The sequence below is a fragment of the Nereida sp. MMG025 genome, assembly GCF_021654165.1.
Lineage (GTDB): Bacteria > Pseudomonadota > Alphaproteobacteria > Rhodobacterales > Rhodobacteraceae > Nereida.
Genome location: NZ_JAKFZN010000011.1, coordinates 17,049 through 38,386, shown reverse-complemented (window position 1 = coordinate 38,386; position 21,338 = coordinate 17,049). Strand labels below are relative to the sequence as shown.

Here is a 21,338-nt window from a genome sequence, read left to right as displayed (position 1 = left end):
GCTGTGACGCGTCAGCTTGCGATTGCAAACAACTGTATTTGTAAATTTCCGCTACTTTGGCTGCAGACACAGTACGCGGCAATCGAGATCAGTGTCCGCATTGGGCCGTTTTAGCGATCACTGGTTTTCCACCAAGTCTGTGATCTAAAACTCTAACCCTCCGGCAAGCCGTCAATATCTGGATGATTTGGCAATAATGGAACCATACACCAATGACTAGGCTCGACTGGTTCGTGGATGAATTGACCAGGAGCCGTTAGGCGCAGGGCGTTTCTGAATACTTCAATAGCCCAAGGTCCGCCAGCATCATCCCAAGAAAGCTTCCCAAAGTGATCTGTTGTGATCTTCCCTGTGAGATCTCGAATTCCAAAGTACCCAACGACTCGGTCTGTGTGCAGTTCCGCTTCGGTTGGCGGGCGATCTTCGAACTTGATCCACGACGCTGCAGGTTCTGCCATTTTTACCTCCGCCCCAACCTACCCAATCGGGCGAGTTGCGCCAGCATCTGAGACCCGGCCCCCGGTGACCCTGTGCCACTTGCATGACCCGACTGCCCCATGCCTTGCCTAGCGGGCATCTGCTGCACGCCAAAGAACTGTCGCGCCCTGAGGGCTGCGTATTCCGCACCACTGGCACCGCCGATCAAGTAGCGGTTGTAGGCCTGCTGGCTGCCCATTGCGGCGCGCGCGAAGCTGTAGCCGCCGCCGAGGCCACCGGAGAGGGCGGGCATCATGATGTTGCCGGAAATCGCACGGACGATGAAGGGCGTGGCAATGATGAATCCCTTGGCCATGAGCACCATCATGAAGAAGGGAATGAGCGCACCGATGTTTGAGGCTCCCTCCGGGTCGCCGAGTTCGCCGATGAGGGCAGAGGAGACGCCCGTGATTGTCGCGAACACACCGGCCACTACGATGGGGTAGAGCGCGAAGGAGACCAGCGCCGACAGCCAGCGCGCGAAATAGTCCTTGGTGACCTCGAAGAGGGTGAGGAAAATCATCACTGGCGCAATCCCGATCAGAAGCGCGATCATCAGGCGGGAGGCCACGAGGATAAAGGCGGCCAGCCCGCCGAGGATCGAGAGTAAGAGGACCCCGACAATATCGAGCATGGCCCCTGCCATCCAGTTCAGCTCGGACCCGGCGGCGTTGAGATAGTCCCCTAGTTCCGCGATCAGCCGATCGAATTCTTCTGCAAAGGTGCCAGAGGGACCTGGGGTTCCGCCACCGACCGAGGCGACAAGCGCCCCCGCAATGCTGTCGATGCCGGCCAGGATGGCGGAGGAGAGGGCGTTGAACTGCACCCAGTTGGTCGCGAATATCCCGATGAGCCCGATCTTGACCGCGAGCCAAAAGGCCGTGCGCCCGTCCATCGCCTTGTACTGGTATATCATGTTCAGGAAGACGAGGATTACCACCAGAGTTGTTCCCAGCACCAGAAGCGTGCCGACTGTCGCCGCGACGGACCCGAACTGGGTTTCGGCGGCGGTGTCGAGATAGCCCTGGGAGGTTTCAACGAAATAGGTGACGACGCTCATAACGGGGCTGCCTTACCAATTGCCTGCGGTTTCGCAGATGGCTTTAGCCACAAGGCGAACGTCGTTGGCGCGCTGATTGTAGGCGTCGGATGCTTCCAGCATTTTCCAGCGTTCGTCACTCGCGTGCTGCTCATGAAACTCCGCCTCGGCAGCGTCCCAAGACGGGAACCGGATTTCACATTCGCAGCTTTCGGTCTCGATGATGCGCTCGAGATTCTGGGCACGGTAGATATCCTGGACCAACACGCGTTGATAGGCTTGGCGCAGGGGTATTTCTTGCATCCAGTTGGGCTCAGCGGGCCGGTCTGGACAGACGTCAAAGCTGCGATCGAGGGTCGGCACCATAGTGCGCTCGGCGAAGGCAGGGACAGCCAGTAGGCTCACGGCTAGCGCGAATAGCGCAAGGGTTAGCCGCGCTGGCTTCATTCCGTGGCTCCGATGGTAGTGGTTTCGCGCTTCAGGAAAACTGTGTGGCCGACATTGGCGAATTCCGAGGAGCTGATCGACACTACCTCCCAGCCTTCGGCCCCCTTCGCGTTCAGGCTGGCCTGCATGTCGGTGAGACTGGTTTTTCGGGTCATGGGAAAGGACAGGATGTCGTATTCAAATGTCTTCATCGGGAAGTTCCAATCTCAGTTGCGCCGGGGAGGTAAAATTCGGTGATGCCGCGCCGGCCATCGTGGCGACCGGCCTGGATGATCACATCGATGGAGTTTTCGATGTATTGGATCATGTCGGCATAGGTCATCGGGATCTCGGTCTTGAGTGCGGCGATGGCCAGACGCTGCACGGCAAGTTGCGGGGTTTCTGCGTGCAGCGTGGTCATGGACCCGCCATGGCCAGTGTTGATCGCCTCGAGGAAGGTCATGGCCTCCTTGCCGCGCACCTCGCCCAGGATGATCCGGTCGGGGCGCATGCGCAACGTTGCGGTGAGCAGCACATCGGCGGTCTGGAACTCCGCATCGCGATTGGCGATGAGGGTCACGGCATTGGGCTGGGTCGGCAGAAGCTCAGCGGCTTCCTCGATGGTGACGATGCGTTCCTCGGATGGCACGTGCGAGAGGATCTTGCGCGCAGCCACGGTCTTGCCGGTGGAGGTGCCGCCAGAGACGATCATGTTGAGCTTGTTGTCGACGCAAAAGGCCAGCGCATCGTCGATCACGCCCGCGGCCACCACTTCGCGCAGTTCGTGGGTTTTCTCGAGGCGGAGTTCTTCGAGTTTGCGCTCCTTGCCAAAAAGGAAATCAAGCGCGATCCCGTCAAGCGGCAGGCTTGAGAAGAACCGAAGGCTGATCGACATGGCCGAGAGCACGGCAGGCGGGGTGATGACCTGTGCGCGGATCGGGCGCCCCTTGTAGGTGATCGAGACCGAGACGATCGGGCGGTCCTTGCTCAACGTTGTGTTGGCGGAGGAGGCGATCTGGTTGCCGAGGTCCTTAACGTCCGTCGCGGTCAGTGCCTGGTCCAGCTTTCGCATGAAATGATCGCCCTCGAATTCGCCCCAGCAGGAGCCGTCGGGGTTGATGCAGATCTCGATGACATCGTCGCGGGCGGCGGCTTCGATCCGGTCGAGGGAGGTTTCGAGATAGCTCAGCGTCATGGGCTCAGAATATCTCCAGATCGCGGTCGACCATGACAGTGACGCGGGCGCCCTGGTCGACATAGATGACAGGGCCGATGGAGAGGTAGTCGCCGATCACGCTGTCCGTGGCATCGGCAAGATCATCGCCGACGTCTTCGAACACGTCCGCGGCGGTCTCGTCTTGCACATTTGCAGCGGCGGCGCTTGGTGCGGCGGGGATCAGCGAAATCAAAGCCGCCGAACCGAAGCGCTCATCAAACCGAGTATCGACAAAACCGGTGACGCCGGATCGGCCCAGTTCATCGCCGCCGAAGGAGCTGATCTGGATGGTTTGGTTGTCAGGCAGGATGATCCGGTCCCAGGCGATCGTGACCCGGCGCTGCGCGATATCAACGCCCGAGCGATAGCGCCCGATGAGACGAGACCCGCGCGGTACTAGGAGACGGCTGCCATCGAAACTGAACACGTCTTCGGAAACAACGGCCCGGGTCTGGCCGGGCAGTGAGCTGTCGAGGGCGGTTTCCATGACGGCCTGGATCATCGTGCCTTGGATGATGGTATTGGAGGGGTTGGCGATGACCTCAGCTTGCGTCACGGACGTGGGCAGCGCGCCGTTCAGCACGAAATCCGTCACCTCGCCGAAGGTGCGTTCGGTCAAAGCTGTTTCATTCGCACCGGATGTGCCACCAAAGGCGATGGTGGGCGAGGTGATGCGGCGCTCCTGAAACGCGCGCTCCTCGACCGCGCGGCGTTCAAGTTCCGCGAGCCGTCTTGCTTCCTCCTCGCGGCGGAGCCGTTCTTCTTCCCGCGCGCGCAACTCGTCCTCGGTGGGCCCGATGGGTGCCGGAAGGGGGCGGTTGGCCTCGAGTTGGGCCAGTTCCAGATCCATGCGGAGTTGCTCAAGGCTGCGATCCCGCGCCGTCAGTTCGTCCTGGAATCGTTGCTGTGCGGCTTCCGAGGCGGCTTGGAGCGCAGCGATCTGAGCGGTCAGCGCGTTGATCGCCTCTGCGGCGGCGGTGTCTTCCTCGACGACCGGTTCAGGGGCGTTGCGCAATTCCTCGATCTGGGCCTCCATGGCTGCGAGCTGGGCGAGAAGCTCAGCGTTGGGTTCCACCGGTTCCGGCGCGACCAAAACCACTTCGGGCTCGGGTGGGGGCAGAGTTTCAATGGCGCCAAACCCGTCGCCCTCGTTTTGGAACACGTCGGGCGTGGCCGTGGGCAGGGCTTCCTCTTCCTCGGGTTGGGAAAGGAGATAAAGTAGGGAGCCGCCAGCGCCGATCACGAGGACGACGACCAAAGCGAGCAGCGGTGAGCGCCGTGGGGCAGGGGGCGAACTTGCGCCTTTGCCTTGTTCGAGGGCAGCGAGGCGTTTCTCGAGGTCTGCGTTTCCAGTATCGCTCATGAGCCTACCCCCGCAGGTGGTGTGGCCTCGATACAGACCGCCTCTTCCCCGATCCGCAGCACCCATTGCCGGTTCACCCCTGAGACCCGGATTACACCACCCTCGGTGGCTTGCGTATTGACCGTGCGCTCACGGCCATTCGCGTAGCGAAAGATCGCAGGCACCGGCGCGTTCCGCGGAAATTCGAAATACGTAAACGTCCCGTCATCCCAGACACGGGTGGGGGTGAACTCGGTCCGCGCGCTGGCACCGTAATTATAGTTCGGCGCTTGGGCCGCGATGGCACGTGTGGGCCGTGCACTGTCGTCCGGATAGCGGAACTGCACCACGTAGAAGGTTGGGCTGCGGGTCTCCTGGACGTTGAAATAGTAGCTGCGCCTGTTCGTGTAGACGGTCACATTGGTATGGACGCCGCGTGCGACGGGCTTGATTGCAAAGGCCTGACCGCCCGGGACGCCGTCGATCTCGAAGCCCTCGGTGTCTCCAGCGATGATCGAGCGGATGCTTTCACCTTCGCCGAACTCGACCGTGGTCACATGGGTCAGCGAGACATTAAGACGATAGACCTGACCTTCTTGATATGTTGCCAGCCGCACCCGATTGTCATTGGGCCCGTCACGCGGGATGGCTTCGGCGAAAGCAAGGCCGGGCAACAGGGCAATCAGCAATATCAAAAGTCGAGCAGGGAACAAATTCAGTTCTCCAATCTGTCGGAGCGGATGGAATATTCGAGCACGGTGAAACCGAAGGGGTTGGTCCAGACCTCGTCGATGGAGCGGCGGGTCTCGGGGCGGAACTCGAAGAGAAGAGTGGCGGTGAAGAGGCCTGTCTGAACGCCATTGATGGAGGTCAGGCGTTTGCGCAGGCGGACCGTGGCGCGGTTGGTGCCGATCCGGTTGATGCTGAGGATCTCCACGTCGAGCCGGGCATTCGGGCCATAGACCGTGGGCGGGTAGTTCTCGTTGGCGCTGTTCCAGATCTGGCGCAATTCGTTCTCGGCGGCCCCGTCGGAGCGGCGCAGGACGCTGCGGATACGCAGGTCATTGTCGAGCTGGTTATAGACCTCACGGTCGGTCACATAGCGGAAGACTTCTGCCTCGATGATCGCCTGGTTGGCGGTCACTGAGGAGGCGCCCACCGAGGCTTCGGGGAGTGCAAAGCCGGTGGCGGGATCATAGGGCACGACCACAGGCGGCGGATCGACATCGAAAATCGCGACAGCCGCCGCGCTCAGGCATCCGAGGATGCCGAAGATGAGCCCTATTAGGCCAAGGCGTTGCCAGAGCCGTTCGCGACGCAGCGCGCCATAGACCAGTTCTTCCTCGATGATTTCCTGTTCACTTGCCACCCGTCATGCCCCCACGATCAGTCCGCCCGGAGGTCCGGCAAGGTGAAATCCATGAAGCGCTGCTCTTCGGCGATGGTGGCGGCATCGATCACGCCGCCGGTGCCATCGCCCACGGTCTGCACGGCTTCCAGCTGCCACATGGCGACCAGCGCAATGGCGAGCTCCGCGGTAACGCGCGTGTTGAGATCGATGCTTTCCTTGAGTTCGTCCATGTCGTCGATGAGCCCGACGAGGCGGTCTACCCGCTCGAGCGATTGGCCGGCATCTTCATAGCTGTTCTGGGCGGCGGCTGAGACGAGCGCGCCGGTTGTTGCCTGCGTCGCCACGCGGTTGGCCCCGGGATTGCCGCTGGTGGCCATTTCCGAAAGCGTGTCGTCGTCAAAGCCGAGATGGGCCAGCACCCGATCCATCTGGGTTTCGATCTCGCTGGCGCCAGAGCCGGTGAGGTGGGAGAAATCCCCCGTCTTGATAGCCTCAATCGTGGCGAGGATGTCGCCGAACTCCTGGTCGAGCAGGCCATTGAGCTCATCTTCCATCTCGGTGCGGATGATTTCCGGCAGTTCAGCCAGACGGGTGAGCGCCTCATAGGTCCGTTGCAGCTCCGCGAGTTGGTCCGTGAGCGTGGCAAGCTGTTCGCGGAGCTGCGTCAGCTGCTCGTTTTGCAGAATCTCGTCCTCGATCATCTGCCGCAGCTGCTGGATGTTTTGCGCAATGTTCTGGGTGTCGACGACGGGTACGCCCTGCGCCATGGCAGGGGACAGGGTGCCGACATGCAAACCGATCCCAAGCGTCGTGGCCAAGGCCGTCCTCACGAGTAAGTCTTTCATCAGTCTATCTCCCTGATCGTGAATTCCATGAAGGCACCCTCGGCCATGTGGGCGCTGGCCTGTGCCAATTCCTCGGCCGAAAGCACGCGGGTCCGCGCCGCTTGAAGACGAATACGCGCGGCGACGAGACGCACGAGTTCGGCGCGGGCATAGGTGTTGAGCGCGATGCTCTCCTGCACATCTTCCGTTTCGGAAATCCGCTCGACGATATCCGCAATACGCAGGGCGGCCTGCCTGATCGCCGCAGGGGAATTGTTGCCATAGAAGGCGGCGCCATGCCCGGTGATTGAGAGGTTCGCATTGGCCAGAAGCGCCGGATCGATCGTACCGAGCGCTTCGATCCCACCGATGCGGCTCAGATAGAGATTGTAGCGTTCGGGGATGACCTGGACGTAGTGCTGGGTCTCGCGGAAGGGTGGCACACCCCCATATTCGAACACGCGACCGGGTCCGGCGTTGTAGGCCGCGAGGGCGTTGATGATATTGCCATCGAATGTGTTGAGCTGGGCCGCCAGATACCGCGCACCGCCATGCACCTGCAGGTAGGGGCTGTCATAATATTCCGGGTTGATACCAAGATCGCTGGCGGTGCCGGGCATGATCTGGGTGAGGCCAAAAGCGCCGACCGGCGAGCGGGCGCCGATGGTGAAGCGGCTTTCCTGCCAGATGAGAGCCTGCAGCAGGGCTCGCCATTGGATTGGGGAGAGGCCCGCGCGGCCCACGCCCGCAAACCCGCTGGTTTCCCGGGCGACGCGGATGATGAGCTGCTCGATGTTTTCCGCCGCATCGCCAAACATCTGTGCGCCGCCGGGATTGGGGTCGATGTCGGCATTGCCGTAGACCGCTTCGACGGAACGGGCTGGATCGCCGCTCCCGTTTTCCAGCCCTGAAACCATCGCGGGTAGACCCTGACCGCCGAAGCTGGTTTGGGCATCGAGGATGCGTTGCAGGGTTTCCAGTTGAACGCGTTCGATCTCTGCGATGAGTTCGCGCACGGACAGTTTGTCGGACTGAACGGCCAAGTCAGCTTCGCGGTCGCCGGTCTCGACGATATCGCGTGCGGTCAGGCCACTGTCATTGGTCGGCACGCCTTGTGACAAGGCGAGACCGGGCAGCAGGCAAAGTGCCAGGATATGAGGCAAGCTAGACTTCAATGTCGCCCTCCGGCGCGCTGAGGGGCGTGAAGGTGCAATCCGGCGCGACAGGGGCCGTCGAGGCCAGGAAAGTAAAACAATTAGCCTGCGGTTCCTGGTATTGGGCGCAGGAGGCCAAAGTGCCGAGCGCGGCGAGAAGAAGCAGGATACGGATCATGAAAGCCTCCAGAAGTCCGGGCGGTCGCGGTAGTCGGCGCCGACAAGCGCCTCGCCTTTCTCCATGCCGCCGAGGATGGTGAGATTGGGTCCAAGGGCGCTCAGATCGGCATCGACAACAATGGAGCCCTGATCATCGCGGATGAGCGCAAGGCGGCTGTCGCTGCCGGTGTTGAGAAGCACATCGAGTTCCTTCTCATAGAGGTTCAGCATCGCGTAGTCGGCGGCATGGGCGCGGATGTTTGGGAGCAGGATTTGCGTCGGCACGGCCTCGACGATGGTCTTGCCGGTCCGGGTGCGTTCTAGCTGGCTCGCATATTGCGTCATCATTACCGCGACGGTGTTCTGTTTGCGCGCGGTCACCAGCCAGTTCGACAGCCGCTCTGCGAAATACGCGTTGTCGAGCGCCTTCCAGGCCTCGTCGATCACGATGATGGTGGGGCGGCGGTCCTCAATCTCGCGTTCGACCCTGCGGAAGAGATAGGAAAGGACCGCCATCCGTTCCTTGTCGGCCTCGCTGTCGAGAATGCCGGTGAGATCGAAGCCGACCACATCGCCCTCGAGCGAGAACGTGTCCTCGAGGCTCTGGCCGAAGATCCAGCCATAGCGGCCGTCTTCGGTCCATTCGAGCAGGCGCTGGTGCAGATCGCCGCCATCATCCGTAGACACAAAAAGCGATGCGAAATCCCGCCAGTTCCGCAGCGCGGGGTTCGTGGCGTGCGCGTTCTGGCGCACGACTGCCTGGATGCGATTGGTCTGTGCCGGCGTGAGCGGCTTGTCAGTGCGGTAGAGCAGGGTGGCAAGCCAGTCCGAGAGCCAGGCGGTGCCGCGGGCATCGGTCTCTGTCCAGAGCGGGTTGAGGCCCGTGGGCTGACCGGCGTTCAGGGACGCGTAGCGCCCGCCATTCGCGCGGACCGCCATCTCCATACCAAGACGGTAATCGAAGACGAAGACCCGGGCGCCCGCGCGACGGGCCTGGGTCATGAGAAAGGCAGAAAGCACCGATTTGCCCGACCCGGGCCGCCCCATGATCAGGGTATGCCCGCTGGTCGGTTCTTTGTCGGGCGAGCCTTGTTCGTGATAGGAAAACCGATAGGCGCTCTGCGCTGGCGTGGGCAAGTAGGTCACGATCTGGCCCCAGGGCGTTTGCGCTGCGGGTTTGCCGAGCTGTGTTCGGTGGAAGGCCGCGAAATCCGCGAAGTTGCGATTGGTGATCGCACTGGTACGCACGCGCTTGGGCTGGTTGCCGGGATGCTGGCTAAGGTAATGCGCCTTGGCCGCGACCCTCTCGCCAATCATCTTCACGCCTTCGGCAGCGGCGGCGTTTACGATCTCGGCGCTGAGCGTTTGCAGCTCATCGATCGTATCGCAGAAGATCGTCACAACCATGTGGTGCTCGCCAAAGCTCTGGCGCTTGGCCTCGAGATCATCGGCCGCGATGTCGAGCGCTTCCATGAGCGACAGGGCCGCGTCCTGGCTGGCCTGCATCTGGCGCTTTTGCCGCTTGATGCGGCCTGCCATGAGGTTCGAATTGATCGGTGTGAAGGAATGGGTGACGATCATGTCGACGGGCAGGTTCAGCATGTCGAACATGGTGCAGGAGGTGGCCTCAGAGTATTCGCCGATGGTGAAGCTCTTCCCAAAGCGATGCCCCACGACTCCTTCGGAGAGCTCGAAGTGATCGCCTTGAAACGTCACTCTCGTGTTGGCCACGTTGAAGGACAGGAAGCCATAGGTGTTCGCCGGATAGAGCGGCAGTTCCTGGCCAGTGTTGAGGGCCCCCAGAAAGCCGATCAACTCGCCGGACTTGGCCGAAAGAACACGTGGGTTCAGCTCCGTCAGGCCAGACAGGAACACGTTCACGGCCTCGCCCAATCGGCGAAGGCGCTTCTCGGTCGCTTCCTTGAGGCGATCCGGCGCGCTGCGGTTCAGGAAGGGCAGGACGCTTTTTGGAGGCGGGCGCTGGATGATCGTAAGGGTGAGCGTCTTGTCGCGCAGCCCGCTGGTCTCGAGTTTCGCGCGCCAGAGCCGGTCAACTTCTCCCGCGAAACTGTCCTCGCGCAGGGGCTCGAGGTCCGGCGTGATCGCCTTCGAGACCTTATGGACGTAATAGCTGAACTCCGGCCCCAATTGCGCAATGATCCGGGCAAAAAGCGCGGTCACCTTGTCGAGATAGGCATCATCCGTTGTGTAGCTGTTGACTCCGTCGAGCCGGATGCATTGGAAGAGTTCGTTCACCCGCGTCCGCACGGTGTAGTCATCGATCAGGCTGACGTAAGGCAGCATATGCGCGAGGCGGGTTTCGCGCGCATACCAGTCCGGTGTCATCGTGCGGAGATCGAGGGCTTCGTCCAGAGCTTCACTATGGCGCATAGCTATCCCCACCATGGATGGATCGGTTCCGCGTGGGTGGCGTTTCTTGTAGCGCCGTCATCATCACGTCGATGAAACGCGGGTCCCAATCCGCGGCCTTCCACAACACCGGATAGAGCAGGGCGGCCACGCCCAGCACCGCGATGTGCTGGACCCAGACGAAGAGCAGCACCGAGCCGAAGAGCCAGACCATCGCGTACATGATGGGCAGGCCCAGTAGCTTGGGCGGGCGCACGAGACCAAGAAAGAGTGGCGAGCGCTCAGCCACCGGCAAAGACGGCGGCAACAATGGTGGGGGCGGCAGCGACACCGGCAATGCCAACAAGAACCCAGAGGGCTTGGCGCAGATCGATGATATTGAAGAACCAGCTCAAGAAAACGCCCAGAACGGCGAGCGTGGCGATGACGACGCCAAGCGGGCCGGTCAGCGCATCCACGATACCCTGTAGCAGGCTCTGGATCGGCGAGAGATCGATGCTTTGCGCAAGCGCAGGCTCCGCGACGAGCAGGAAGAGCGCGAGCGAGGCGACGAATAGGTTTGAAATCCGTTTCATGAATTTGATCCTTCCAATCGGGCCACGACGGCCATGACACGGGCCACGTGGTTCTGGGTTTCTCGGTAGGGGGGAATGCCGCCGTACTGGCGCACTGCATCTGGGCCGGCGTTGTAGGCCGCGAGGGCAAGATGCGGATCGCCGAACGTCTCCAATATCATGGCGAGATAGTGGGCGGAGCCGTCGAGGTTCTGAAGGGGATCACGTGGGTCGACGCCGAGATCGCGCGCGGTTGCTGGCATCAACTGCCCCAGACCGATGGCGCCTGCACGTGAGACCGCATCCTGCCGATAGGCGCTCTCTACTTCGATATTGGCGCGGTAGAGGGCCAGCCAATCTCGAACCGAAAGCTCCGCGCGGCGCAGTCCAGGATGGCCGGCATAGCGCAGGGCCGTAGCCTCGATGGCAGAAAGAACTTCGGCGCGGGGCAGGGGAGCAGGCCGCGAGAGCGCCGCCATTTGCATGTCTTCTGGCTCAGCGCCCCGTTCGCCAAAGATTGCCAGATCGTCAGCAGCGGATCCCTGACCGATGCCGTCATTGTAGTTGCGGGCAAAGCTGTCCTGGGATTGGGACGGGGTCAGAGAGCCATCGCTCTCCATGACCAGCACCATTTGCGCAGTGGCTGGACCCGCGAGATACCAGAAAAGGAGAAGGCTACTTGCTGCCGCCCTCGTCGGTTGCAGCCAGCTTGTGCGTCGTGCGCTGGCCTTCCTCGAGCGGGACATCGGCATGGGAGAAACCGATCCCGATGAGGAAGGACACCACGCCCGTGATGGTTTTGAACTCGCGGATCTTGATGTCGTTGTAGGTCGTTCGGGTGCGGGCCGTGACCAGAAGCTTCTCCACGCCCTCGTCTGAGACGGCACGCATGATCCAGACCCCGTAATAGCTCGGGCCCTTCTTGTGCGCCGATTCCTGGCACAGGATTTCTGCGCTATAGCCGCTTTCCACGAGTTCGCGGAAACGTGCTTCAGTAACCACATTTGGTGCTTCGATGTCCCAGTTCATGGCCCGGCTCGCGCTTTCTCTAAAGACGCAACTCCCGGACATTCCTACTTGAAGCCCTGTGTTACGATAGTATATTATTAACTGCAAGATATATTGCAGATGATATGGCTGTATTCCTGATCGCAGACACTAGGGGCGGCCAATGGGACGTATCAAGTGAATACGAAGTTTCTGTGACTTAGGATTGATCCGCTATCATATTTCACAATCATAAGTAACTATAATGCCCGCTATAATTGTAAAACTCACTAACACCTGGTCAGCGATGGCCCGCTGTTTTTCTCCAAACCATTCGCAAGAAAACCGAATCGGTACGGCCTATTTGTGGCAGAGGTTTAAAGTCTGCAGGGTGGGCAATGAGTGGTGGCTGCGTAACTTACAGAAGAAGTCTTTGCGCGATACCAAATTGGTCTCCCTAATCAGCAAAAGTAGGGGCCGGTTCTTGCTGTTGGGGATGGGCTGATGGGTCAGTGGGTATGCACCCGACTTGCATCCCGTATACATCAGGCGTCTAAAATATCCTCAAATATCTACTTTTTAGATAATAGATTTTACCCGCTAGCGATGTCACAAAAGGTATGTGACCCGTGGCGAAAACAATCAGAAGCAAAGCTCAGCAGGCTTTGTGTCAGGCGTTGGTCGAAGCTCGGCACAAGTCTGGCCTTAGCCAAAAAGAACTGGCCCTTAAACTCAGGCATCACCAATCGTTCGTGGCCCGTGTTGAAAGCGGAGAGCGTCGCATTGACGTCGTTGAGCTTATCGTTTTGTCCCGCGCCGTTGGATGTGACCCTTTCGAGATTTTGGCGATCGTTGAAGTCGCCACGGAGTCTGACCACAGGATTTGAGAGCATCAAGATTTTAGGACGCAACGCATTGGGCGTCCCCAAAATGAGTGATCTCCCGAAGCAGGAGCAGTTAGCATTATCTACCAATTGCGCCACGACGTGCAGGCAGGCGCTTCGAAGCATGATGCCGCACTTGCAAGCCAAAGTTCAGGAAGTCAGTAAATGGTGAACGATGATAGAGGTGAGGGCGTCGCGATCGCCAATCTAATCGGGACCGATGGGTATAGCATTGTCGGTTGGGTATATCGCTGGACTACAGGTGCACATGTGGTGATGTGGGACGTCCACGGGCCGCAGGCAGTCTCGAAGGCATGGCCAGATCTCACGGAGGAACAGAAACGGGAAATCCACTTCGATGCGCTCGTGCGGATATTAAAGAACGATAGAGACTGGGGCGTTTAGATGATTGGCAGTGCGTGGGCGCTGGTATTTGGCCTACGACTCAACGAAGGCTAAGAAATATAGCGAGATCAAATATGCGTTGCGGTAACATCCGTTGCGCTCGACCTAACGGGGCCATGCGCTGCGTGCTTAGTGTCCACTAAAAAAGTGGACACTACGGGGCGGATTTATGAGTAAAGGACGGAAACGGCGAAGTTGGTCTGAACCCAGGGCAAGATCAAACGTTGGCATCAAACCCTCAAGAACCGCATCTCGCTCGAGAACTACTTCCTGCCAGGTGACCTTGAAGACCAGATCGAAGCCTTCGTCCATCACTACAATCATCAGCGCTATCACGAGATCATCAACAACGTCACACCCGCCGACGTGTACTTCGGGCGTGACAAAGTCATCCTGAAACAACGTGAAAGGATCAAACGAAAGACGCTCGAAGCGCGACGCTTGCATCACCGCAAACACGCCGCACAATCAAACCAACAAGATGAGCCAAACCCTCTCTTAGCAAATGACCCTATTTGGACCCATAAGCGCTGACGTCTGACAACCTGAGCAACGCGGAGCATCTACTGAACTAGAAAATAGCCCGACATTTGAAGGTGGCTAAGCCCTTCTGAAAAAGTGACAAATCGTCCTAGGTTGCAAGATATTCAAGTGCCTCCTCCACACCCATAATTTTAACTCTTCCCCAGTCACAATCCGTGATCAAATCACGCTTGGCTAAATCTTCCAATGTTTTGAAGTAGATATCAATTAATCGGTCTTCATAGGACGGAAAATCAGCGTCTTCAAAGCCTTCGGAGCTTTCTTGAACATAGCGTGAAAATTCAAGGTACTGACGAGATACAGACAAACTGGAAATTGGTGTTGGATAGTCAACCAGATGTTTACCGACATACTTCACAAAGTACTTTTTGCGTGGATGATTAGGCTCAGGGAACATCACATCTGGCAGCTCTTTGCGCACTACTTCACCATCTGCCTTCTGTTCTACGCCAAACCGTTCTTGCAGAGGTCCCATTGCACGTGACGCACCTCGGATTCGCTCGGGCCGGATAAGAACCACATCTTCAAACTCTGGCCGTTGCTCGAAAATACCACCTTCCCTCAGAACCCATCGGGTAAAATTATAGAAATTCCCTGTTGCCACGCCCGTTGCTGCAGCAACATTCACCATGTGGACACCATTGAAATGCTTTGTGAGGTGCCCCTAGTTTCCTAGACGCTTGCTTCGTTCATTTTCCTCTGTTCTGTTTCATAGTCAACTGGCGACAGCATGCCGTTGTTGGTGTGCTTGCGGGTCGGGTTGTAAAACATCTCGATGTAGTCAAACACGTCCTGCCTTGCTGCGTCGCGCGTGGTGTACGTCCGCCGCCTGATGCGTTCCCGTTTCAGCAAGTGAAAGAAGCTCTCGGCAACTGCGTTGTCGTGACAATTCCCACGCCTACTCATGCTAGCATCCAGATTGTGTTTGCTGAGAAACGATTGCCACTCTTTGCCAGTGAACTGTGACCCTTGGTCGGAATGGATCATGACCCTATGCTTTGGTTTGCGCCGCCATACGGCACTCAGCAGTGCCTGTAAGGCCAGATCAGTTGTCATTCGGGATTGCATCGACTAGCCCACAACACGCCTTGAGAACAGGTCGATGACCACAGCGAGGTACGACCAGCCTTCATGGGTCCTGATGTAGGTAATGTCGGTCATCCAAACACGATCAGGGGTATCAACTTCGAACTGCCGATCCAGCGTGTTGTCCGCGACAACCGATAGTTTGCCACCATACCGCCCAGGTCGACGTTTGTATCCGATCTGCGCTGCAATGCCTGCCAAGCTGGCCAAACGTGCCACACGGTTCTCTGAACAGGTCTCGCCAGCATCGCGCAGGTCGTCTGCCAATTTGCGATATCCATAGACCTTTCCACAATCGGTCCATGCCTGCTGGATCAGCTCCGTCTGACGTGCGTCTTCAAGGGCACGCTGGCTTAACGGTTCCTTAAGCCATGCGTAGAACCCGCTGAAATGGACCATCAGCACGCGGCACATGGATCGCACAGAAAACTCTGTGCGATGAGCCTCGATAAACGCGTAACTCACTGAGACTCTCGCGCGAAGTACGCGGTCGCCTTTTTTAAGATGGTGCGTTCCTCGGTAACCCGCGCCAGTTCGCGCTTCAGCCGTCTGATCTCAGCAGCCTGGTCCGCAACCTCTGATCTGACACGTGGCGACTTCGCTAATTGCGCCTTCCACGTGTACAGCGATTTGGTGCTGATCCCTAGCCGCTCAGCCACTTCACTGACCGCGTAACCACGTTCAACAACCTGCGCCACAGCGTCCTGCTTAAACTCATCCGTAAAGCGAATGCCCTTGTTCATATCCGTCTCTCCTTGGTTCCAAAATTACCAAGCAAAGCGTCTACAAATCTAGGGGCACCTCAGGCTGCTTTCTGACAAAGACCAGAGATCGCAATACTTTTTAAACGCGATGTTGGCTTTGACTTGATAGTCAGACAACTATTTGAACGATGCTATTTTTGTAAGATGCAGATAAAGATAGTATTGTTCTAGAATTAACTAGATCACTTTTTTTTGGCGATAGATACTAAATACCTAAAGGGATCCTATACCTTGATTGGTAGAAAAGCCGACAACTTGCGCAATACCCATCGTTATTTACAGGCTGGCACGTCGGCTTTGACTTAATAATCACCGTCTGTGTCTTCCGTATCCTGCTTTCCCAAACATACTTGTACTTCGCCATGCATGTGAACCAATCGCGAGGACAAGCGCTCAAGACCGTTAACTTCACAGTACTCCTTAATATCCTCAAAAACGGACAAAATCCAAGCGTGTTCGGTCATTACGAATCCCCTCTAAAAGGCTGCTTCGTAAATATCGGAAGAATACCCTAAAAAATAGTAAACAGTGCGTACGCGTGGGTTAGAGAATCTTCACACTATTGTACACTAGGGTTGAGCACGACGAGTTGGGCACTGTGGCATTGAAAGGTGGTTTCGGCCAGCTTTGGTCGAGGTCTCTGATGCCGCGGAGCTTCCCGTTCCAATGCCACCGCTTTCCTAGTGAGACTATCCTTTGCACGGCGTGTTAATTTCTGCGCTATCCGCCGTTCTATCAGGGCGTGCTGGATATGCTGCCAGAGCGAGGGAACACCATTGATCAGTCGGCCGTGTATCGTTGGGTTCAAAGGTTCGGCCCGAAACTGACCAAACGCACAGACAATCATCTGCGCTGGACAAGCCTCGACTGGTACGTTGATGAGACATACATTCGGGTTGGCGATATGTGGCGGTGTCTGTGGCGAGCCGTTGATACAAACGGCCTCCCTCTCGGGACATTGCGGCGCAATGCCCTGCCGTGCAGCAGATGGTCGCCTTTAGCCTGACCACGCGCCGAAATCCGTTCTGATGCCGCTGGAAGGGCATTATGCTCAAGGTGCCCGTATGCGCGCACAGTGGCAGGCAAAAACGCCACTTATCAAGCAGGCTTGGAAGCAGGTTGTTGCCGCTAAGGTCGCCATGCAGGCCGCTGCTCTCGATGCAATTGGCGAGCCGACCGCGCCTTTGTCCATGATGATCCGCAAGATCACTTCAGGTGACAGCACCAATATCGAAGCCCAGGCAGCGCGGTATTACTGGCCGCGTATGATGGGGCTAGACTTTCGCCGCGACGCGGGACAGGGGAATGAAAATGCGTTGTTGAATTACGGCTATACCGTTTTGCGCGCTGCAACGGCGCGGGCTGTAGTTGCTGCGGGTTTGCACCCTACGATCGGATTGTTTCATGCTAACCGTGGCAATGCCTTTGCCCTTGCCGATGATTTGATGGAGCCGTTTCGCCCGCTTGTCGATTGCGCGGTCAGGTCGATTGTGGCTGACAGTGGTGTGCAAGTCGACAGCACCGCCAAACTGGCGCTTGCCCGTTTGATTGCAACCGACCTTCCGCTTGGGGAAGGGGTGACGCCGGTTTCGGTCGCGCTCATGAAGCTGGCAACCTCGCTGGGTCAGAGTTTTGAAGCAGGCAAGCTGAACCTGGCCCTGCCGCATCCGCCCGATCCACTGACGCTAGCGGGGTTGGGGACTTGAAAAACACCGTTACTCATTTGTCGGGATACAGATTGATGTGGATTCTTGTAATGTTTGATTTGCCCACGGATACGAAGCCGCAGCGCAGTGCCGCGACTGCATTCCGCAATTTCTTGTTGGACGAAGGCTTTGAGCGAAGCCAGTTCTCCGTCTATGCTCGGTTCGTTAATGGCAAAGAAGCCTTTGCAACACGGGTGAACCGTATTGAACGGCATTTGCCCGATGCGGGGGACATCCAAATCTTGAACTTCACCGACCGCCAATACCGTGATATTATCCACTTCTCGGATCAAGGCCGCAAACGCGCCCGTAAGAATCCAGAGCAGCTGGTTTTGTTTTGATGCGATTCGCTTTGCAATCTACGAATAGATGCCCGTTAAATTCTTTGAATAACAAGGGCTTAACGGGCGAACTATTGTAGCTGTTCAAAATTCAAGGTCCAGCCGCAACCAAAGATACAGAATCCAATCAGGACAATGAATTGTAGCTGTTCAAAATTCAAGGTCCAGCCGCAACGCGATGAAGCCTCAGCTTGTGATAGCGAAAAACTGTAGTCCTAAATGCCCACTGACCGGTCTGCGTACGCAGCATTCAGTTACAATGACCAGAGTCAGTTAAGCGCCAGAATGGGCGTTGCCAGCGAAAACATTTAGGTTAGACGATATTCGTTCAAAGTGCACGGAAAAACGGTTTTGAGTCCCTTCTATGAGTTTTGTTTTCTTGCTGCGTGTGTTTGCAGGGTGAAAAATGCTGCATCTTCTTAAAATTCGGTGCAGGTTCATTGGCAGGCTTTTGGCTTTTCAATGTACTTCACATAAGCGGTCGTTTGATCCAGCTGAATTTGGCTAGTCAGAAATGCAGCTTTCGCTGCGGTGCGTAGCAAGGATAATATTTTACCAAAAGCTTTGTACGACCTTACCGTTGACTAAACGCAAAGGGTCACTCGCCTAGAAAAAAGCGCGCTATTTTCGTTCATACTGGCGGCAACCCACGGTCTGGAAATTGCGCAGTCAGCACATCGATGAACGCGCGAAGGCGTGCCGTGATGGAATGTGGCGACGGGTAGACGAACGAGATTGGGATCCGGACACCGGTCAAGTCAGGTAGCAACCGTGTAAGTTCCCCGGTGGCAAGATGCCTTTCCACGACAAACTCTGGCAGGTAAGCGATGCCTGCACCGGCGAGTGCCGCCTCTTTCAGGACATATAGAGACGTCACAGATGCCTGTGCGTTGACCTTCGCCTTTATTTTGCGCCCATCCCGGAAGAGCGACCATGTTATCTCTGGCCCGCGACCCATGATCAGGGCCGGAAATCGGGATAAGTCGTCGGCTGTGTCCGGGTGCCCTTGCGTTTCGAGCAGTTGGGGCGCTGCAACAGGGACGGTTTCGGCTTCTGCAAGAATGCGCGCCGCCCGACCACTGTCATCCAGCGGTCCGATAAAAACGCCGCCATCAAACCCTTCCGCCAAAAGATCCACATCGCGGTCCAGCAACACGATCTCAAGCGTGATCTTCGGATGCGCGGCATAGCAGTCGGCAATAATCCTGCCGCCAAAGGCTTGCGCAAAAAGCGATGGCATGCGGATGCGCAGATGCCCCTCAGGCTCTGAGCTACCAGATGCAATAAGCCGTTCGGCTTCACGTGCGTCGGAAAGAATACGCTCAGCCCGAGGCAAAAGGGCGGCGCCTTCAGCTGAGAGCCGTAAGGCCCGTGTGGTGCGTTCGATTAGTCGCACGCCAAGGTCGGCCTCTAAGTCCTGCACGCGTTTCGACACGGTGGATTTCGGTGTGCCGAGCTCTGCAGCGGCGCTTGCGAAAGAACCAGCTTTGACCACGGCGACGAACTCGCGAAGTGTGTTGATATCCATATTTTCTATTATCCAGATTTATGAACGATGAAAACCATTTTTGCTGACTAATTATTTTTATTGGTTTGTTCTATCTCTTTCTCAACGCATCAAACCAAAGGAAAGACAAATGACACAGCGTAACGTTGAAAGCATCTTCACCGCACCAAAAGGCCTCGATGCGCCTCTGATCTCTAGCCATGATGTCACCCGCATGAATGTCGGCGCGCGGATGGATCCGTTCCTGATCGCCAGCCTGTTTGACATGAAGGGTCCGGTTTTCCCGCCTCACCCCCACGCGGGCTTTGCGGTCATGACCTATATTTTGCCGGAAAGTGAAACTGGCTTTGTGAACCAAGACAGCACGGGGTTCTCGAATGTCATCGCACCCGGCGAATTGCACGTCACCGTCGCAGGCAGGGGGCTCCAGCATGAGGAGACGAATGTTGTTGCTGGTAAATCAGCTCTTGGGTTCCAAATCTGGATCGACCTGCCCAACGATCATCGGCAAGATGCACCTTCGGCCCTTCATCTGACCGATGAAAATGTGCCATCGCTTGTGAATGATACGCAATCGATCCGTGTTCTGGCCGGTGCATCGAATGGCATCACATCGCCGGTTGATATCCCGACGCAGTTTCGTCTAATCGATGCGAATCTGAAAAAGAATGCGCCTTTTGTACAAGACCTGACACCGACAGAGACGGCATACGTTCACGTTTTAGCTGGGACAGTTGAGGTGGATGGGCAGATGGCAAACGCGGGTGATGTGATCTTTACTGAACGTGGCAACGAAACACTTGCTATGAAGGCAGGTGAACAAGGCGCACGTTTCATGCTCTTCGCCGGTGAACCGCTGCATCAAGAGCCTCGGTTTGGCGGGCCTTTCGTGGCCTCGAACGCGGAAGAACTCGCAGGGTTCAAACGCGCCTTTGCGGCAGGGCACATGGGTACGCTCACGGCCTTTGCCGATCAAAAAGCGGCGTAAGCGAAATGGTTATGTCGCAGCAATCAATTCCTGATGATGGCAAGGCACCAAGCCTTGCCATCACCTTTCTTGTCCTCGCCGTGTCCAGCCTCACGATTATGGCGAATGCAACGATTGCCCCTTCATTGCCGGGCCTTGCACAAGCGTTTGAGGATGTTCCGAATATCGAAACGCTGTCTGGGCTGGTCCTCAGCCTCCCATCGCTTGCAATCATACTGACGGCGGCTCTGTTTGGCGCACTGTCCGATAAGATCGAACGCAAGTGGCTCTTAATCTTTGCCATGACGCTTTACGCGATTGGAGGTGCTTCAGGCCTTTTTGCCACAACCATGACCGAGCTTTTGATCGGGCGCGCGTTGCTTGGTGTGGGCGTCGCAGGGACAATGACCATCGCCACACTTCTTGCGGCCGAGTATTGGACCGGGCAAGCACGGGTCCAATTCATGGGACGGCAGGCGGCCGCAATTTCAGCGGGGGGCATTGCCTTCCTGCTGCTTGGCGGCTGGCTGGCTGAAGTGTCGTGGCGTGGTCCCTTCGCGATCTATCTGCTTGCCCTGCCTGTCGCTATCGTAGTTGCGATGAGCCTTCCAAGAAGAGCAGCGGCGTCAGGAGGAGAAACACTCGCAGACAAATCGCAATTGGACTGGGCGATCATCGTGCGGATTGGGAGCTTGGCCTTCTTCACAATGACGATGTTTTACATCATCCCAACACGCCTGCCGTTTCTGATGGTGGAGATTGGGATTGATGCACCCTCGGCTGCGGGACTCGCAATCGCGGCCGTCACAGCAACCAGCATTTTATCGGCCTTGGCATTCCCCAGATTGCGCGGACGCTTTTCCCCGCAGGCGATATTTGCGATCAGCTACATGCTGATGGCGGTAGGATATGGATTGATTGCCTCGGCCAATGGCCTAAGCCAGATCATCGCTGGAACCTTGACGGCGGGTCTTGGGCTCGGAATGACCATGCCAAATCAGCAAAGCTGGTTGATGGTGGAAGTCGCTGCAACAGCACGTGGTCGCGCCTCCGGCATCCTGACAACGCTGGTCTTTGCGGGGCAGTTTGCGGCACCGCTTTTGGCCGGGGCTTTGACGACGATGTTTCCGCTCGCTATCGTTTTTGGCTTCTTCGCCGCAGCACTTTTGCTGGCCAGCCTTGCCCTTCTGATGATCGGCATGCGCAGGCAGCAAACTTCAACACCGTAATCAATAC

22 protein-coding genes and 3 pseudogenes are annotated in these 21,338 nt (G+C 57.5%); 7 read left to right on the top strand and 18 right to left on the bottom strand.

Going from position 1 to position 21,338, the window contains the following annotated elements; translation table 11 throughout:
* Positions 1–460 precede the first annotated feature (460 nt).
* From L1065_RS15020 to L1065_RS14950, 15 genes are read right to left on the bottom strand one after another with little or no spacing between them, the layout of a single operon-like run.
* A complete protein-coding gene (locus tag L1065_RS15020) occupies positions 461–1,537 on the bottom strand; it encodes a type IV secretion system protein (RefSeq protein WP_237096324.1) in 1,077 nt (358 codons plus the stop codon).
* Between the two features lie 12 nt (positions 1,538–1,549).
* A complete protein-coding gene (locus L1065_RS15015; protein ID WP_370641203.1) occupies positions 1,550–1,963 on the bottom strand; it encodes a hypothetical protein in 414 nt (137 codons plus the stop codon).
* Positions 1,960–2,154: a DUF4177 domain-containing protein gene (locus tag L1065_RS15010; protein WP_237096322.1), complete on the bottom strand. Its 195-nt coding sequence runs from the start codon at positions 2,152–2,154 to the stop codon at positions 1,960–1,962. The genes L1065_RS15015 and L1065_RS15010 overlap by 4 nt, the downstream gene beginning before the upstream one ends.
* The gene (locus L1065_RS15005; protein WP_237096321.1) at positions 2,151–3,137 is read right to left on the bottom strand and encodes an ATPase, T2SS/T4P/T4SS family; all 987 of its coding nucleotides are present in this window, start codon (positions 3,135–3,137) and stop codon (positions 2,151–2,153) included. The genes L1065_RS15010 and L1065_RS15005 overlap by 4 nt, the downstream gene beginning before the upstream one ends.
* Before the next feature lie 4 nt (positions 3,138–3,141).
* Entirely contained in the window at positions 3,142–4,521 is a 1,380-nt protein-coding gene (locus tag L1065_RS15000; protein WP_237096320.1) for a TrbI/VirB10 family protein, read from the bottom strand.
* Positions 4,518–5,213, bottom strand: coding sequence for a TrbG/VirB9 family P-type conjugative transfer protein (locus tag L1065_RS14995; protein ID WP_237096319.1), 696 nt, complete (start codon positions 5,211–5,213; stop codon positions 4,518–4,520). Before L1065_RS14995 ends, L1065_RS15000 begins: the two co-directional genes overlap by 4 nt.
* A gap of 2 nt (positions 5,214–5,215) precedes the next feature.
* Positions 5,216–5,869: a VirB8/TrbF family protein gene (locus tag L1065_RS14990; protein WP_237096318.1), complete on the bottom strand. Its 654-nt coding sequence runs from the start codon at positions 5,867–5,869 to the stop codon at positions 5,216–5,218.
* A 17-nt stretch (positions 5,870–5,886) separates the two neighbouring features.
* A complete protein-coding gene (locus L1065_RS14985; protein ID WP_237096317.1) occupies positions 5,887–6,696 on the bottom strand; it encodes a type IV secretion system protein in 810 nt (269 codons plus the stop codon).
* Entirely contained in the window at positions 6,696–7,838 is a 1,143-nt protein-coding gene (locus L1065_RS14980) for a lytic transglycosylase domain-containing protein (protein WP_237096316.1), read from the bottom strand. The genes L1065_RS14985 and L1065_RS14980 overlap by 1 nt, the downstream gene beginning before the upstream one ends.
* 1 nt (position 7,839) lies before the next feature.
* Entirely contained in the window at positions 7,840–8,007 is a 168-nt protein-coding gene (locus L1065_RS14975; RefSeq protein WP_237096315.1) for a hypothetical protein, read from the bottom strand.
* Positions 8,004–10,379 carry a type IV secretion system DNA-binding domain-containing protein gene (locus L1065_RS14970; protein ID WP_237096314.1) on the bottom strand — a complete coding sequence of 792 codons (2,376 nt, stop codon included), beginning with the start codon at positions 10,377–10,379 and terminating at the stop codon, positions 8,004–8,006. Before L1065_RS14970 ends, L1065_RS14975 begins: the two co-directional genes overlap by 4 nt.
* A complete protein-coding gene (locus L1065_RS14965; RefSeq protein ID WP_008327373.1) occupies positions 10,369–10,647 on the bottom strand; it encodes a type IV secretion system protein VirB3 in 279 nt (92 codons plus the stop codon). The genes L1065_RS14970 and L1065_RS14965 overlap by 11 nt, the downstream gene beginning before the upstream one ends.
* Positions 10,640–10,933, bottom strand: a complete 294-nt coding sequence (locus tag L1065_RS14960; protein ID WP_237096313.1) for a TrbC/VirB2 family protein — start codon at positions 10,931–10,933, stop codon at positions 10,640–10,642. The genes L1065_RS14965 and L1065_RS14960 overlap by 8 nt, the downstream gene beginning before the upstream one ends.
* Positions 10,930–11,544, bottom strand: a complete 615-nt coding sequence (locus L1065_RS14955; protein ID WP_237096325.1) for a lytic transglycosylase domain-containing protein — start codon at positions 11,542–11,544, stop codon at positions 10,930–10,932. Before L1065_RS14955 ends, L1065_RS14960 begins: the two co-directional genes overlap by 4 nt.
* Before the next feature lie 43 nt (positions 11,545–11,587).
* On the bottom strand, positions 11,588–11,941 hold the full coding sequence (locus tag L1065_RS14950) for a hypothetical protein (protein WP_237096312.1): 354 nt from the start codon (positions 11,939–11,941) through the stop codon (positions 11,588–11,590).
* Positions 11,942–12,528: 587 nt separating this feature from the next.
* Here L1065_RS14950 and L1065_RS14945 point away from each other — a divergent pair.
* Positions 12,529–12,786, top strand: coding sequence for a helix-turn-helix domain-containing protein (locus L1065_RS14945; protein WP_237096311.1), 258 nt, complete (start codon positions 12,529–12,531; stop codon positions 12,784–12,786).
* A gap of 606 nt (positions 12,787–13,392) precedes the next feature.
* A pseudogene (locus L1065_RS14940) lies at positions 13,393–13,653 on the top strand (integrase core domain-containing protein); the annotation flags it as partial.
* A 166-nt stretch (positions 13,654–13,819) separates the two neighbouring features.
* On the opposite strand, the gene L1065_RS14935 reads toward L1065_RS14940, so the two are convergent.
* Positions 13,820–14,362, bottom strand: coding sequence for a hypothetical protein (locus L1065_RS14935; RefSeq protein WP_237096310.1), 543 nt, complete (start codon positions 14,360–14,362; stop codon positions 13,820–13,822).
* A 41-nt stretch (positions 14,363–14,403) separates the two neighbouring features.
* A pseudogene (locus tag L1065_RS14930) lies at positions 14,404–15,560 on the bottom strand (IS3 family transposase).
* A 772-nt stretch (positions 15,561–16,332) separates the two neighbouring features.
* On the opposite strand from L1065_RS14930, the gene L1065_RS15860 reads away from it, so the two are divergent.
* The 3 genes and pseudogenes from L1065_RS15860 to cas2 all read left to right on the top strand — a co-directional run bounded on the left by L1065_RS15860 (position 16,333) and on the right by cas2 (position 17,628).
* Entirely contained in the window at positions 16,333–16,587 is a 255-nt protein-coding gene (locus L1065_RS15860; protein ID WP_255766535.1) for a DDE-type integrase/transposase/recombinase, read from the top strand.
* A gap of 10 nt (positions 16,588–16,597) precedes the next feature.
* Positions 16,598–17,287: pseudogene (gene cas1, locus L1065_RS14925) on the top strand (type II CRISPR-associated endonuclease Cas1); the annotation flags it as partial.
* Positions 17,288–17,322: 35 nt separating this feature from the next.
* Complete coding sequence (gene cas2, locus L1065_RS14920) at positions 17,323–17,628, top strand: CRISPR-associated endonuclease Cas2 (RefSeq protein ID WP_237096308.1); 306 nt, start codon at positions 17,323–17,325, stop codon at positions 17,626–17,628.
* 631 nt (positions 17,629–18,259) lie between these two features.
* Here the strand turns inward: cas2 and L1065_RS14915 are convergent.
* Positions 18,260–19,156, bottom strand: a complete 897-nt coding sequence (locus L1065_RS14915) for a LysR family transcriptional regulator (protein WP_237096307.1) — start codon at positions 19,154–19,156, stop codon at positions 18,260–18,262.
* Positions 19,157–19,265: 109 nt separating this feature from the next.
* On the opposite strand from L1065_RS14915, the gene L1065_RS14910 reads away from it, so the two are divergent.
* Together L1065_RS14910 and L1065_RS14905 are read left to right on the top strand one after the other, a co-directional pair.
* Positions 19,266–20,123, top strand: a complete 858-nt coding sequence (locus L1065_RS14910) for a pirin family protein (RefSeq protein WP_237096306.1) — start codon at positions 19,266–19,268, stop codon at positions 20,121–20,123.
* Between the two features lie 11 nt (positions 20,124–20,134).
* Positions 20,135–21,331: an MFS transporter gene (locus L1065_RS14905; protein ID WP_237096305.1), complete on the top strand. Its 1,197-nt coding sequence runs from the start codon at positions 20,135–20,137 to the stop codon at positions 21,329–21,331.
* Positions 21,332–21,338 lie beyond the last annotated feature (7 nt).

Excerpts from the sequence above, each read along its gene's own strand:
- L1065_RS15020 (WP_237096324.1), bottom strand. The coding sequence starts at position 1,537 with ATGAGCGTCGTCACCTATTTCGTTGAAACCTCCCAGGGCTATCTCGAC.
- L1065_RS15015 (WP_370641203.1), bottom strand. The coding sequence starts at position 1,963 with ATGAAGCCAGCGCGGCTAACCCTTGCGCTATTCGCGCTAGCCGTGAGC.
- L1065_RS15010 (WP_237096322.1), bottom strand. The coding sequence starts at position 2,154 with ATGAAGACATTTGAATACGACATCCTGTCCTTTCCCATGACCCGAAAA.
- L1065_RS15005 (WP_237096321.1), bottom strand. The coding sequence starts at position 3,137 with ATGACGCTGAGCTATCTCGAAACCTCCCTCGACCGGATCGAAGCCGCC.
- L1065_RS15000 (WP_237096320.1), bottom strand. The coding sequence starts at position 4,521 with ATGAGCGATACTGGAAACGCAGACCTCGAGAAACGCCTCGCTGCCCTC.
- L1065_RS14985 (WP_237096317.1), bottom strand. The coding sequence starts at position 6,696 with ATGAAAGACTTACTCGTGAGGACGGCCTTGGCCACGACGCTTGGGATC.
- L1065_RS14975 (WP_237096315.1), bottom strand. The coding sequence starts at position 8,007 with ATGATCCGTATCCTGCTTCTTCTCGCCGCGCTCGGCACTTTGGCCTCC.
- L1065_RS14970 (WP_237096314.1), bottom strand. The coding sequence starts at position 10,379 with ATGCGCCATAGTGAAGCTCTGGACGAAGCCCTCGATCTCCGCACGATG.
- L1065_RS14960 (WP_237096313.1), bottom strand. The coding sequence starts at position 10,933 with ATGAAACGGATTTCAAACCTATTCGTCGCCTCGCTCGCGCTCTTCCTG.
- L1065_RS14955 (WP_237096325.1), bottom strand. The coding sequence starts at position 11,544 with ATGGTGCTGGTCATGGAGAGCGATGGCTCTCTGACCCCGTCCCAATCC.
- L1065_RS14950 (WP_237096312.1), bottom strand. The coding sequence starts at position 11,941 with ATGAACTGGGACATCGAAGCACCAAATGTGGTTACTGAAGCACGTTTC.
- L1065_RS14935 (WP_237096310.1), bottom strand. The coding sequence starts at position 14,362 with ATGGTGAATGTTGCTGCAGCAACGGGCGTGGCAACAGGGAATTTCTAT.
- L1065_RS15860 (WP_255766535.1), top strand. The coding sequence starts at position 16,333 with ATGCTGCCAGAGCGAGGGAACACCATTGATCAGTCGGCCGTGTATCGT.
- cas2 (WP_237096308.1), top strand. The coding sequence starts at position 17,323 with ATGTGGATTCTTGTAATGTTTGATTTGCCCACGGATACGAAGCCGCAG.
- L1065_RS14915 (WP_237096307.1), bottom strand. The coding sequence starts at position 19,156 with ATGGATATCAACACACTTCGCGAGTTCGTCGCCGTGGTCAAAGCTGGT.
- L1065_RS14910 (WP_237096306.1), top strand. The coding sequence starts at position 19,266 with ATGACACAGCGTAACGTTGAAAGCATCTTCACCGCACCAAAAGGCCTC.
- L1065_RS14905 (WP_237096305.1), top strand. The coding sequence starts at position 20,135 with ATGTCGCAGCAATCAATTCCTGATGATGGCAAGGCACCAAGCCTTGCC.